8 protein-coding genes are annotated in these 13,910 nt (G+C 48.2%); 5 read left to right on the top strand and 3 right to left on the bottom strand.

Annotated elements, in window-relative coordinates; translation table 11 throughout:
• Positions 1 to 309 precede the first annotated feature (309 nt).
• On the top strand, positions 310 to 4,260 hold the full coding sequence (locus BWI93_RS16250; protein WP_094813135.1) for a S8 family serine peptidase: 3,951 nt from the start codon (positions 310 to 312) through the stop codon (positions 4,258 to 4,260).
• A gap of 62 nt (positions 4,261 to 4,322) precedes the next feature.
• Here the strand turns inward: BWI93_RS16250 and BWI93_RS16245 are convergent, their stop codons facing one another.
• The 3 genes from BWI93_RS16245 to BWI93_RS16235 form a co-directional block, all read right to left on the bottom strand.
• Complete coding sequence (locus BWI93_RS16245) at positions 4,323 to 4,751, bottom strand: hypothetical protein (protein WP_255157915.1); 429 nt, start codon at positions 4,749 to 4,751, stop codon at positions 4,323 to 4,325.
• Positions 4,752 to 4,907: 156 nt separating this feature from the next.
• The gene (gene mreC / locus BWI93_RS16240; RefSeq protein WP_094813133.1) at positions 4,908 to 5,750 is read right to left on the bottom strand and encodes a rod shape-determining protein MreC; all 843 of its coding nucleotides are present in this window, start codon (positions 5,748 to 5,750) and stop codon (positions 4,908 to 4,910) included.
• Between the two features lie 123 nt (positions 5,751 to 5,873).
• Positions 5,874 to 6,905 (bottom strand): rod shape-determining protein, encoded by a 1,032-nt coding sequence (locus BWI93_RS16235; RefSeq protein ID WP_094813131.1) that lies wholly within the window; start codon positions 6,903 to 6,905, stop codon positions 5,874 to 5,876.
• A gap of 221 nt (positions 6,906 to 7,126) precedes the next feature.
• Here BWI93_RS16235 and rnr point away from each other — a divergent pair, with 221 nt between their 5' ends.
• The 4 genes from rnr to ybeY all read left to right on the top strand — a co-directional run bounded on the left by rnr (position 7,127) and on the right by ybeY (position 13,862).
• The gene (gene rnr / locus BWI93_RS16230) at positions 7,127 to 9,550 is read left to right on the top strand and encodes a ribonuclease R (RefSeq protein ID WP_094813129.1); all 2,424 of its coding nucleotides are present in this window, start codon (positions 7,127 to 7,129) and stop codon (positions 9,548 to 9,550) included.
• 184 nt (positions 9,551 to 9,734) lie between these two features.
• The gene (locus BWI93_RS16225; protein ID WP_255157914.1) at positions 9,735 to 12,635 is read left to right on the top strand and encodes a DUF4175 family protein; all 2,901 of its coding nucleotides are present in this window, start codon (positions 9,735 to 9,737) and stop codon (positions 12,633 to 12,635) included.
• Positions 12,635 to 13,234 (top strand): hypothetical protein, encoded by a 600-nt coding sequence (locus BWI93_RS28935; protein WP_255157913.1) that lies wholly within the window; start codon positions 12,635 to 12,637, stop codon positions 13,232 to 13,234. Before BWI93_RS16225 ends, BWI93_RS28935 begins: the two co-directional genes overlap by 1 nt.
• Before the next feature lie 211 nt (positions 13,235 to 13,445).
• On the top strand, positions 13,446 to 13,862 hold the full coding sequence (gene ybeY / locus BWI93_RS16220) for an rRNA maturation RNase YbeY (RefSeq protein WP_094813127.1): 417 nt from the start codon (positions 13,446 to 13,448) through the stop codon (positions 13,860 to 13,862).
• The last annotated feature ends 48 nt before the right edge of the window (positions 13,863 to 13,910 follow it).

The following is a 13,910-nucleotide window of genomic DNA, read 5'->3' as shown; positions in this document are numbered from 1 at the left end:
TCCAGCCTGGAAGGCTCAGGGGCTACCGAACAGACAGTAAGAAGTATCCAAACTCCGTCTAAGTGAATAACAAAGTTCCAAAAGAGTAAAACGCTGTGGAATGGAAAGAGGCTACTGGCCAACCATGCTTGCCGGACTAAACTTAGCTTGTTCAAGTTGCCACAAATAAACCATCTCTAAACGATAACCCTTTACCCCACTTTACCTTTTTCCACCCACGAGTCTTATCCACATTCGCTTACTCATCACCTTACGCAACGCCCGCTGATTGAACGGCGTATTCCTAATAGAACCGCTTCCTGCCCGGACATGAAAAAACTTGTATTACTTGGCTTAAGCTTCTTTGCCTTACCCTGGGTATGGGCTCAGAAACCGATTTCTTTATATACGAATACTACCACCAAACAACTCGAAAAATCCGCTCGTCAGGTAGCGGATGCGGAACAACAGTCGTACACCAGAGCCCTAAGCTTAGCTCAGAAACGGGGCTGGTTCATTGAAAAAATGTACGCCAACGGTCGCCGCGTGAAATTGCAGGGACTGGACGCTCTGGGAGAACCCATCTACCTGAGTACCTTTTCAAACGTAGTAGCCGCCGCCACTACGCGTACCAATACCCTGCAAACGGGCGGAAGTCTAGGCCTCAACCTGACCGGGGGTAGTAGTCGGATGAGTGGACGTCTGGGTATCTGGGATGGTGGTGCCGTGCGTCTGGATCACGTAGAACTGACCGGGAGAGTAACCCAGGTAGATAACGCAACGACGGCCAATGCTCACGCTACTCACGTATCGGGTACGATGATCGCCACGGGTGTGAATCCGGTGGCGAAGGGAATGGCGACGGGGGCTTCGCTACGAGCCTGGGACTTTACCAATGATCTTTCAGAAATTACGGGGGCCGCCTCGGGTCTGCTTATCTCCAACCACTCCTACGGACAACTGGCGGGTTGGGATCTGGACGAAGATGGTACGACCTGGCGTTGGTACGGCAGTGATGCCGTCAGCGAAACGGAAGATTATAAGTTCGGTTACTACGATTCGAAAGCCCAGTCGCTCGACAGGCTGGCCGTTAATACGCCGAATTACCTGATCTGTTTTTCAGCCGGAAATTCAAGGGATGCCGCAGGCACGAACAAACCCGCCGATGGAGCTTCGTATAACCTGGGTTCGGGTTCGACCACCAGTACGAAAGTCCGTAAAAGCAATGGAGCTTTTGATAATATCCCGACCTATAGTACGGCTAAGAATATTCTCACCGTCGGAGCCGTAGGTGGCCTTCCCAATGGAATCAATCAGGCTTCTGATATTCAACAGGCTTCGTTTAGTAGCTCCGGTCCTACCGATGATGGCCGTATCAAACCCGATATTATGGGCGATGGCGTGGGTCTGCTCTCGTCTACTTCCACGGCAACGGATGCGTATACAACCTTATCCGGTACGTCGATGGCTTCGCCCAACGTATCGGGTAGTCTGTTTTTATTGCAGGAATTATACGGGCAACTGAATGATAACCAGTTTATGCGTTCCTCGACGCTAAAAGGGCTGGTTATTCATACGGCTGAAGACGCCGGAAATCCTGGTCCGGATTATAGTTTCGGTTGGGGATTACTCAATGCAGAAAAGGCCGCTACGGTGCTGTTAAACACGGATAAAAGCCATTCGGTGACGGAACGTCAGCTCACTTCCGGCCAAACGTATACGCAGCAGGTAATCGCCTCGGGTCGTGGTCCACTAACCGTTACCATTACCTGGATTGACCCCGAAGCTACGCCAGTCGCCATCGGTCCATCGGCTTTAAATAGCCGTACACTCCGGCTGGTCAATGATTTAGATATTCGGATTTCCGATGGTACGACGACTTACCAGCCCTATATACTCGATCCCAATAACCCTACGCAGGCGGCTACTACGGGCGACAACATTCTGGATAATGTGGAGAAAATCTACATCGCCAATCCCATTCCTGGTCGGACCTATACCGTAACAGTCACGCATAAGAACAATTTGCAGGGCGGTACTCAGGCCTATAGCCTCCTGATGAGTGGCGTGGGTGGTACCGCCTATTGTTCGGCTCTGGCGACTACTACCAACGTTAGTAAAATCAGTAAGGTCGTTTTCGGAAACTTCAGCCGTACCCTGCCCGATGGCTGCGGTAGTAATCAGGTATATACGGATCAGGTCGCTGAAATTTCAGTGGGACAAACTCTTTCGTATGAAATTTCAGTAGCCAACTGCAATGGCCAAAACACGCAGAAAACGGTTCGGATGTTTGCAGACTGGAACCTCGACGGCGATTTTGACGATAGCAATGAAACACTGGCGACGTCTGGTACTTTAAGCAGTGGCGGGGTATTCAGTGGCTCGCTAACTATTCCTTCCAATGTAAGTGTGGGGCAGCTTATTCCGCTACGCATCATTAGCCGGGAAGGCACGACTGCCCCTACAGCCTGCGGTAACTACACGGCTGGGCAAACGCAGGAATACCAGCTCAAAGTAGTAAAACCCGCCCGGGACGCTGGCGTAACGGCGTTACTTTCCCCTGAAAATAATTTTTGCCCGAATGGGGGTATCGCTCTTCAGGTCACGGTGCAGAACTTCGGTACCGAAGCTCAGGCGAACGTACCCGTTACGGCTCAGGTTAGCGATGGCTCTACGGTCGTCGCTACGTTGCGGGGACAGGTTAGTCTCAATGCTTTTCAGCAGAAAAATGTCTGGCTTACCAGCGATTTTACAGCTACGGCCAATAAGACCTATACGATTACGGTACGTACGGAATTGCAAGGAGATCAATTGAGTACGAACAATGCCCTTATTCAAACCCGTACGACCGCGGCCGTCATCGCTCCACAAGCAACGGCTCAAACCTGCGGTACCGATGGGAAAGTGACGCTTCGGAATACGGCCACGGGTACGGCCTTCTGGTATGATGCTCCCAGCGGTGGTAATCTGATTGCTATTGGAAATGCTACTTCACTGGAACAGAAACCTGCGTCCGGAACCGTATACGTAAGCCTGAACGAATTCAGCAGCACGGTAGGACCCGCGACTAAATCGGTTTTTGCGGGAGGTGGATATAACCAGTTTTCACCCGCCCTGACGGTACGGGCGGAGGTTCCGGTTGTACTGGAAAGTGCCCGGCTGTACATTGGCAACTCCGGGAAAATTACGTTTACGGCCGTGAATGCAGCCGGAAGGAATGTCTCCAGAGTAACCCTGGACGTTACCGCTACTAGAAACCCCGCCGCCGGAGCCAGTACTGACGATCCCAACGATACCGGAGCGGTCTACCCCTTGAACCTGACTCTGCCCGAAGCGGGTAATTACCAGATCCAGATTTCGTATGCGAATGGGGCTACAATTTACCGGAACCTGAGCAGCAGTACAAAACCTTATCCCTTCTCCCTGCCTAACGTCTTTTCAATTACCGGAAACACGGCCGGATCGGCTGCCAACACCTATTACTACTACCTGTATGAGTTGAAAGTACGGGCGAACGGATGTACGAGTAGTCGTCTGGCCGTTCCCATTACTTCGGGTGCCGTGACTTCACCCGCCCGAATTACAGCCGGAGCGAATGCCATTCTTTGTCAGAACAGTTCATTGACCTTACAAGCCAACACGGGTACGGGTTTCGTCTACCAGTGGTACCGCGAGAATCAGCCTATTTCGGGAGCCACCGGAGCTACGGTTACGATCACACAGGCCGGGAACTACACCGTTCGTGTATCCGAAGCTTCGGGTTGTGAAACTACGTCTTCGCCGACCAGCGTTCAGGTACAGGCCGTTTCCGTCCCAACTATTGCCCGGGAAGAACTCAAACTTACTTCCTCTCAGGCAACGGGTTATCAATGGTACCGCAACGGAACCTTGATTGCGGGAGCCACTAATCAGAATTATCTGGTGGGGCAGTCCGGGTCGTATACCGTGCAAACCACAAATGCTGCAGGATGTACGGCCATCTCCGAACCCACTACCGTAACCATTACCGCCCTTGCTCCTGAGCAAACGCAGTTCCTCTTTACGTTACAACCTAATCCCGCTCAGGAACGCATTCGCATTACCTATCAGGCCGCTGGTCTTCAACAGGCAACAGCCCGAATTTACAGCAGTGACGGAAAGCTGCTTTCTACACAAAGCATAACCGTTGAGGGAAATCTTTATCAGACCGATGTGGAGGTAACGCACTGGGCTCCGGGCCTGTATCTGGTGCAGCTTTCGGATGGGAATCGAGTCGTCAGCAAGCGATTTATTAAAAACTAAATACATAACCACAAAAAAAGCTCCCTGTATTCGCAGGGAGCTTTTTTTGTAATTACGTACTATTATTCTCCGCGAAAAAACTGTAAGGTCACCATCACAAACGTTGAATAAACCGTACTAGTGATGATCTTGAGTAATGTGGGAATCAGCAGGGCCAGGCTTAGTGATTCCAGACCAAATAAAAGCGTATGATGAATCAGAGCGGCAATAAACGTATATCGAATCACCCACCAGAGATTCATGACTGCGAGTGTAGGTTCGTTCCGTTCTTCGTATCCCCGGGCTGGTGTCAGCAAACGCAAAATCGCTGGTCGTATGAAAGCCAGAAACACCGTACAGGCCGCGTGTAGTCCCAGCGTATTGTAGAAGAAATCCACGAAGAATCCCGTTACAAAGGCTAAGAACAGCACCCGCGTTTGAGGCGTATCGAAGGGCAGCGAAAGCGTACTGGCAATGTATACAAAGCAAAAGGCATGATCGAAGAGAATCATGCTGCGGAAAAAGAAGACCTGAAGCAGTAAATAAACAAGTACCCAAAGAGCACTACTAAAAAATTCCGATTCATTGATCACTGGCTGTTAGCTATCAGCTGGAGGCTTTTAGCTAGTGATGGGTTCATTCAACGAAAATCCTTTCGTTTGAAAGTCTTATTTCGCCTGGATTGTTTTTTCCAACTGCTCCTGCTCTTTCTGAAGGCGGTTGTTGATGATGTACACGTAAGACAAATTACGGAAGTCCGTGGCTAATTTCAGATCAATGTCCCAGAAGGTCTGATCTGAGCTTACTCCCAGTTTCTTCACTGTTCCTACCATGATACCGCCGGGGAATACCGAGTTCAGTTGCGAGGTTACGACGGTATCGCCCATTTTCACCGACTTGTACCGCGATACATCAAAAAGTTTAACGATTTCTGTATTTCCACCCTCCCAGCGACTCGAACCAATTTCTCCACTTCTTCGAACCTGCGAAGAAATCCGCATCGGTGGATCCAGGTGTAATAAAGATGTAACCAGCGAAAAGTGTTCCGAACAGCCTCTGATGATACCCACCACGCCCGTAGGTGAAATAACCCCCATACCCGGCAAAACGCCATCGGCCGTACCTTTATCGAGCGTCAGATAATTATTCTGAGCAACCACAATAGAGTTTTTCACCACCTTGGCTACAATAGGCTGAAAGCGGGAAGCTACGGTCGAATCGGCCTTGTAATTAATTGCCGTAGGTATCTGTTTGCTTTGCAATTTCGTCAGTTCGGCGTTTAAACGGGCGTTTTCCATCGCCAGTCCGGCATTCACCTGGCCCAGGTTCAGGTACTGGGTAATGGAAGCCTGCAACTGAAGTCCTTTGGCTACGTAATAATTCGAGGTATGAAAATAAATAGCACTCGGGTAATTATTGAACTTGAAGTAAAACCACAGGCTCAACACTTCCAGCAAGACGAATACGATAAAGGCCCGCTGCCGGGCGATAAAGGCAAATAGCGAATTCATAGAATAGGACAGCGGATTACAAGCAGACGATAGAGAACAGCGAATAGATGACGGAGCCTAGAACATTAGCTACGCTAACTTCTACTTTCCGTCATCTATTCGCTCTATACTTTACTCGCTCCTCTAGCTGATAAGCACTGCTTTGTACTTATCCAGATCTTTCAACACTTCGCCCGTACCCCGTACGACGGCCCGTAGCGGATCATCGGCGATGTGAATGGGAAGTTTCGTTTTCGCACCCAAACGTTTATCCAGACCGTGCAGCAGGGCACCGCCACCCGTCAGGTGAATACCGTTGTGATAAATATCCGCCGAAAGCTCCGGAGGTGACGTTTCCAAAGCTTTCATCGTTGCTTCTTCGATTTTGGAAATCGATTTGTCGAGTGCGTAGGCAATCTCCGAATACGTTACCTTGATCTCTTTCGGAATACCCGTCATCAAATCCCGACCGCGGATTTCGAAATCGGCGGGTGGGTTTTCGAGTTCGGGTAATGCCGCACCTACCTCGATCTTGATCAGCTCGGCCGAACGTTCCCCAATCAGCAGGTTGTGTTCACGACGCATGTAATCCACAATATCACGGGTGAATACGTCACCGGCAATCCGTACCGACGCCTCGCAGACGATACCGGAAAGAGCAATCACGGCGATCTCGGTCGTACCTCCTCCAATATCCACAATCATGGAACCATTGGGTTGCTGAATATCAATGCCGATACCCAGAGCCGCCGCAATAGGCTCATGCACCATGTATACTTCCTTGGCACCGGCATGCTCGCACGAATCTTTTACAGCTCGTTTTTCCACTTCGGTAATACCGGAAGGAATACAAACCACCATGCGGTGTGAAGGCGTGAAGAAACGTAGTCCCTTACGTTCGTCGATCATTTTAATCATCCCCCGAATCATCAACTCGGCGGCCGTGAAGTCAGCGATAACGCCGTCCTTTAATGGCCGAATCGTTTTGATGTTTTCGTTGGTTTTTTCGTGCATTTGCATGGCCCGGTGGCCAATGGCAAGTACTTTACCACTAGTTTTATCGAGGGCGATAATAGAAGGTTCATCTACTACTATTCTGCCTTTATGAATAATGAGCGTATTGGCCGTGCCCAAATCGATCGCTATGTCGCTGGTTAGAAAATCGAATAATGCCATTGGAAGCCTCTGAGCGTCAGTTTTTTGGTTTCAATTCTTAGGAATGTGCAAAATTAGAGAATCTATCGCAGAATAGCCCGCGAAAGATTTTTTAAATCGTACAACGTAATTAGTTGTTCTTTGCTACGTGTATAGGTATTTCCAAGCCGTATGTGCTTTATTTTCAACGCAGAACCAATTCACTCAACCATCTGTTAATCAATACGTAACAATATTTTTACATGAAAAAGAATTCCAAAGAAAAACATACTGCCTCGAAAGAAGAACGCTTTATCACTCAACTAAAGGCCGAAATTCACTCTTTTTTTGATATTAATTACAACGAGTCTTTTACAATTTCTGAGTTGTGCGATCGAATGGATGTACGGGGAAAATCCCTTCGGGAGATTTATCGCCTGATGATCGAGGAGTTGCACGAGGACGGAAAGCTGCTACTTGAAAACGGTAAGTATCAGATAGATACGGGCTTAAAATTCCGTACAGGACGGCTTGAGCACGTCAATAAAAATTTTGGATTTGTTGTTTTAGATAACGCTCAGGAAGGCGAAGCCGATGTGTACGTGCCTACTGAAAATTTAAATACGGCTCTGGATGGAGACCAGGTAAAGATTTCCATCTGGAAAGGAAGCCGCCGTTCGAACTATCGTCCGGAAGGTGAAGTGATTGAAGTCGTCCAGCGAATCCGTAAGGAACTGGTGGGTAGCTTCGAACAGATGAGTCCGAAGTACGGCTTTGTTTACCCGGATAATCGTCGCGTTTACAATAGCTTCTTTGTGCGTAGCGAAGACTTCAACGGCGTTCAGGACGGACAGAAAGTGATCCTGGAGATTACGAAATTCGCAGCCGAAGGCCAGAGAGCGGAAGGTAAGGTTAAAATCGTATTAGGCGATGCGGGAGATAACGATACGGAAATGCACGCGATTCTGGCGGAATTCGGCTTGCCCAATGAATTCCCCGCTCAGGTAGATGCCGAAGCGAATGCGATCTCAGAGAAGATTCAGGTTAAAGAAATCAAGAAGCGTCGCGACTTCCGTCCTATTACGACGTTTACGATTGACCCTGCCGATGCCAAGGATTTTGATGATGCTCTCTCTATCGAGTATCTGGATAACGGGAATATCCGCGTTGGGGTACACATCGCTGACGTAACCCACTATATCCAGCCGAATACGGAGCTGGAAAAAGAAGCGTACATGCGGGCGACTTCGGTGTATTTAGTGGATCGTACGGTACCGATGCTTCCTGAAAAGCTTTCGAATAATCTGTGTTCCCTGCGTCCGAATGAAGATAAGCTGACGTTCTCAGCGGTATTTGAACTCGACAACCAGGCCCGGATTAAAGAAGAATGGTTTGGTCGCACCATTATCCACTCCGACCGCCGCTTCAGCTACGAAGAAGCTCAGGAGTTGCTGGAAACGGAAGTTACGCCCAATACGGAGGCAGAAGTACAGCCGCAGGAGCCGGCGAAAGGACGCAAGAAAAAGGCAACCGCCCTTCCACCCAGTACAAATTTCACCCAGCACCTGCACGTACTAAATGATCTGGCGAAGAAACTTCGGGACGAACGTTTTCGGAAAGGTGCGGTTAATTTTGAAACGGTTGAAGTTAAATTTCGCTTAGACGAAAATGGCAAGCCGCTGGAAGTCTATCAGAAAGTCCGGAAAGATGCTCACAAGCTGATTGAAGAGTTCATGCTGCTGGCGAATAAACGCGTGGCTGAATTCGTCTTCAACCTGCGAAAAGAAGAACCCCGGAATACGATGGTCTACCGGATTCACGAAGCTCCCGACAAAGACCGGCTGAAAACCTTTGCGGATTTTGCCCTGCGTTTTGGGTATCAGGTGAATGTAGAAGGAAACATCTCCAGTTCCCTCAACAACATGATGACGGCCGTAGAAGGCAAGCCCGAACAAAACCTGATGGAAAATCTGGCGATTCGGACGATGGCCAAAGCCCGGTATTCCACGGAGGAGATTGGTCACTTTGGATTAGCGTTTTCGCATTACTCGCACTTTACTTCGCCGATTCGCCGTTACCCGGATATGATGGCTCACCGGCTGCTCCAGCATTATCTGGATGGCAAGGAGTCGCCTAATAAGAATGAATTTGAAGGTCGCTGCAAGCACAGTTCCGAGCGGGAGAAAATGGCGGCTGAAGCCGAACGGGCCAGTATCAAATACAAACAGGTCGAATTCATGCAGACGCGTGAAGGCGAAGTATTCACGGGTATGGTTTCCGGCGTAACGGAGTTTGGTGTATTTGTGGAGATCAAGGAAACGGCCAGCGAAGGCATGGTACGCCTGAGCGAACTGAAAGACGATTATTACGAACTCGACGAAGCCAACTACCGACTCATCGGACAGCGATCAGGCCGGATCATCAACTTTGGAGATATGGTACAGGTGAAAGTGAAGGAAGCGAATCTGAGCCGCCGTACGATTGATCTGGAATTGCTGGGTATTATGAGCACAGGGGAAGCTCCCCGGATGAAACCCCTACCCCGATCCACGGGTCGCCCCGGACGTAACGAAAGCCGAGGCAGTGGTGGAAGAAAGTCCTCTTCCCGCGGTAATGGCGGGAATGAAAGTAGCCGGAAGAGTAGTAATAGTGGGAAGTCGGAATCCAAAGGTCGCAAGCGACGCTAATAGTGTATCCATCACCGTTCGAAAGACATACTGCCCTGGGTAGTATGTCTTTTCTTTTTTCGTCGCTATCCTGCCCGCTTTCCAGCAAATTTTTTGTACCTTAATTCGTTCTAGTAATAGACTTTAACTAGACGAGTTCGGGTATAGCTTTTATACCTGGTTTATCGTCAGGCCTCTGCTCCGTATGCAACATTCTTCGATCACTACCTTGCTGGTTCAGCTAGATGAGTACAAGCGAAAATACTATACGAATCTCCTGCTGAAGGGCGTCATTTTTTCAGCAGCGGTCGTACTCTCCGCGTACCTGTTCCTGAATACACTCGAATATTTCGGGCATTTTGGTACGACCTTTCGTACACTCCTATTCTTTGGTTTTCTGGGCATTTTTCTGTTTTCACTGGTGTTCTGGGTAATCAAACCCATCGTGTATCTCTACGGAAAGCAAAAGCCGCTGTCGAACGAAGAAGCCGCCCAGCAGATTGGAAGGTTCTTTCCGGAAGTCGGCGATCGTCTCCTGAATACGCTTCAACTGGTGAGTCTCAATCCCAATCAGAATGAATTACTGCGGGCTTCCATTGAACAGAAATCGCAGCAACTCGCCTTCGTGAAATTCGCCGATGCTGTTAAGCTGAATGAGAATAAACGTTACCTCAAATTTGTCCTCGTTCCGGCCTTGGTCATTGCCGGTATTCTGCTGGTATGGCCGCAATTTTTCACGAAATCAACGACCCGGATTGTTCATTTCACGAACGAATACGCCGAGGAAGCTCCCTTTACATTTCAATTGGAGAATAAAAATCTCAAAGCATTTAAAAACGAAGATTACACGGTTAAGCTCAATCTACAGGGCGAGGCCATTCCGGAGGGCGTATATCTGACCTTCGAGGGTCGTCGGTTTAAAATGGAAACGACTGATCAGCGGCATTACGAGTACACTTTCCGAAAAGTACAGCAGGATATTTCGTTTACGTTCGAAGCGGCGGGTTACTCCTCTCCCACCTACGAAGTCGATATTATCGCCCGGCCTAATCTGACGGGCTTCGAAGTCCAGTTGAATTATCCTTCGTATCTCAACAAGCCTAACGAAGCGGTAAAGAATACGGGTAATCTCACCGTTCCCGAAGGTACGCAGATCGAATGGCAGTTTGCCGCCACAGAGACCGAGGCCGTCGAGCTAAGTTTTGAAGGCGATCAGGAAAAAAGTACGGCTGAAAAGTCCATGATTAGTGGATTTACGTTCGAAAAACGGGCAAAAAAATCGGGCGAGTATCAGGTGTTTCTGAAGAATAAGTACGCGACCAACCGCGAGCCCGTCAGCTTCTTTTTAAACGTAATTCCTGATAAATACCCAACTATTTCGCTGGAGCAGTACCGGGATTCTACGCTTTATAATTACCTCGTACTGGGCGGAAATATTGGCGACGATTACGGCGTGTCCAACCTGCGGCTTTTCTATAAGGTAGTTCGTGAAGGTGGTAAGGACCAGAAAGTCTATGCTTCGGTGGGCATTCCCTTTTCGAAAGGACAAACCATTCAGAGTTTCTACTATCAGTGGTCCACGGATAGTTTAAAACTGGCTCCGGGTGATAAAATCGAGTATTTCGTGCAGGTATGGGATAACGACGGCGTCAACGGAGCTAAGTCAGCTAAAACGAGCGTACTCAACTATTCCATTCCTTCCAAGCGATCCATTGAAAAGGAAATTGATCAGGCGGTAGAGAAGACGGAAAGTCAGATTGATAAATCCCTCAGTAAAGCCCAGCAATTGCGGAAGGAACTAGCGGCTCTGGAAACCCGTCTTCGCAACAAGCGAGACCTGGATTTCCAGGACAAAAAACAGATCGAGGAACTTCTGAAGAAGAAGGAAGAACTCCAGAACGAGCTTCGCCAATTGCAGGAACTGAACCAGTCGCTCACGCAAAAGCAGCAACGCTTCAACGAACAGAAGCCTGAACTGGCCCAGAAATTCGAGCAGCTACAGAAGCTGATGAACGAATTGCTGAAAAGCGATACGGACAAGCTGTACGAGCAACTCAAACAAATGCTCGAAAAGAATCAGGACGAACGGATGCTGGATATGCTGGATCGTCTGAAAGCTAAAGAGCGTAATTCCGAGAAAGATCTGGACCGGGCCATGCAGTTGTTTAAACGTCTGCAACGCGAACAAAAGCTCGACAAGAGTATTGAAGAATTAAAGAAACTAGCTGAAAATCAGGAGAAATTAGCTCAGGAAACAGAAAAAGCGAAAGATCAGAAGGATCCAAAAGATGGGGCTTCGCAGGATCAAAAGAACAAAGACGATAAAAACAGCAAGAACGAATCTGATTCGTTGAAAAACCAGAACTCCAAAGAAAACCCCTCCGATCAGAATAATAAATCAGATCAGAAAGATCAGAATAGTAAGGATCAAAATACTAAAGATCAAAGCGGAAAAGACCAAAACAAGAGCGGTGAAAACGCTCTTCAGCAGGAGCAACAGAAACTGAAGGAGGAAATGGAAGATGTGAAGAAAGAGCTGAAAGACGTGGAGGAACTGAATAAGGAGCTGAAGGAAGAAGAGAAAGACATGGGCAAGCAGGAGCAGCAGGAAATTTCCGAGCAGCAGCAGCAGAGTATGCAGGACATGAAGAGTGGGAATAATAAGTCCTCCTCCCAGCGTCAGAAAAAGGCGGCTCAGCAAATGAAAAGTCTGGCCCAAAAGCTCTCGGAAATGAAGCAGGAAGCGGAGATGAAGGAGAATCAGGAAAATATGGATGATCTCCGTGATATTCTCGAAAACCTGGTACACCTGAGTTTTGCTCAGGAACGGGTGATGAAGGATTTTCGCGGTATTCAACTCGCTGATCCCCGCTTCGTGAAACTGGCTCAGGAGCAGATTAAGCTTCAGGAAGACGCGAAAATTGTCGAAGACAGTCTTTATTCCCTGGCGAAACGGGTACTGCAAATTCAGTCGTTCGTCACCCGTGAAGTCGGCGATATGAAGAAGAATATGGATGATGCGGCCAAATCTATTCGTGAACGTCGGGTATCGCAAGCCACTGCTCGCCAGCAGTTCGCCATGACGAACATGAATAATCTAGCCTGATGCTTTCGGATGTACTCAAACAAATGCAGGAAAACGCCATGAATATGATGGCAATGGGCAAAGGCAAGCCGCAGAAGCAGAAAAGCAGTATGCCGAGTATGGGCAAACAGCAGGAGAAGATGAATCAGCAAATGCAGCAAACCCAGCAGGGTAATAAGAGCGGCAAGGCTTTTTCAGAACAGCTCGCTCAGATGGCCGCTCAACAGGCCGCTATTCGCAAGCAACTGCAGGAAGCGATGGAGAAGCTGAAAGGGACGGAAGCCGGGAAAAAACTACAGGGTGAAGTAAATGATCTGATGAAGAAAATGGATCAGACGGAAGAAGACCTGGTTAACAAACGCATTACGCCGAATACGATCAATCGGAACAAGGACATTCTTACCCGCTTACTGGAATCGGAAAAAGCGATTCGGGAACAGGAAGAAGACGAGAAGCGTAAGTCTGAAACGGCTAAGCCCATTCCACCAAAGGTGCCCCCTGCCTTCGAACAATATGTGAAAGAGAAGCAAAAACAGACGGAGTTGCTCCGAACGGTTCCGCCATCGTTGGCCCCTTTCTACAAGAAAGAAGTAGATAACTATTTTAAAAAGTTGAAATAATTTTAAAAATTAACAAAAAAGCTGAGGCATAGGTCTCAGCTTTTTTTGTTTGATGTCTTCTCATAATCAATCACTTACCAGCTCTCTTAAAAGACTTTAGACCTATTCACTGACTTATCCACATAGTTATCCACACACGTATTCTGGGTCCAAAAGAGCGAAGCCCCTACTCTTTTTCCTTGTACCTTTGTGATTATCAATTCATTTACCCATGATCCGTTATTTTGTAGAGGACGTCGAATTTCAGGTCCCCTTTCCTCAGAAGACTCGCCGCTGGCTAAATACCGTTGCTTTGGCTGAAGGATTTCAGATTGCCGAGCTTAACTATATTTTTTGTTCCGATGAGTACCTCCATAAAATCAATGTGGAGTATTTGGAACATGATACGTATACAGACATCATCACGTTTGACAACTCCGAAGAAGAGAAGATCATCAGTGGAGATATTTTTGTCAGCGTGGAACGAGTTGAGGACAATGCCCGTTCTCTCAACGTCATTTTCCAGGATGAACTCGCTCGGGTAATGGTACACGGTGTTCTACACTTGGCTGGCTACCTGGACGAGACGGATGAAGAGGAGGAAAATATGAGACGTTTGGAGAGCCACTACCTTCTTACCAGAATTTAAAAAGTTTTCACGTGGAACATATTTCTGAAATTTTTAAAAGTTTTCACG

This window comes from Siphonobacter sp. BAB-5385 (assembly GCF_002261125.1).
In the GTDB taxonomy this organism is placed as follows: Bacteria; Bacteroidota; Bacteroidia; order Cytophagales; family Spirosomataceae; genus Siphonobacter.
This window is presented reverse-complemented; position numbering and strand designations above follow the sequence as displayed.

What these genes read in the sequence shown, in the direction of transcription:
- BWI93_RS16250 (WP_094813135.1), top strand. Translation starts at nt 310, where the DNA reads ATGAAAAAACTTGTATTACTTGGCTTAAGCTTCTTTGCCTTACCCTGG.
- BWI93_RS16245 (WP_255157915.1), bottom strand. Translation starts at nt 4,751, where the DNA reads ATGATTCTCTTCGATCATGCCTTTTGCTTTGTATACATTGCCAGTACG.
- mreC (WP_094813133.1), bottom strand. Translation starts at nt 5,750, where the DNA reads ATGAATTCGCTATTTGCCTTTATCGCCCGGCAGCGGGCCTTTATCGTA.
- BWI93_RS16235 (WP_094813131.1), bottom strand. Translation starts at nt 6,905, where the DNA reads ATGGCATTATTCGATTTTCTAACCAGCGACATAGCGATCGATTTGGGC.
- rnr (WP_094813129.1), top strand. Translation starts at nt 7,127, where the DNA reads ATGAAAAAGAATTCCAAAGAAAAACATACTGCCTCGAAAGAAGAACGC.
- BWI93_RS16225 (WP_255157914.1), top strand. Translation starts at nt 9,735, where the DNA reads ATGCAACATTCTTCGATCACTACCTTGCTGGTTCAGCTAGATGAGTAC.
- BWI93_RS28935 (WP_255157913.1), top strand. Translation starts at nt 12,635, where the DNA reads ATGCTTTCGGATGTACTCAAACAAATGCAGGAAAACGCCATGAATATG.
- ybeY (WP_094813127.1), top strand. Translation starts at nt 13,446, where the DNA reads ATGATCCGTTATTTTGTAGAGGACGTCGAATTTCAGGTCCCCTTTCCT.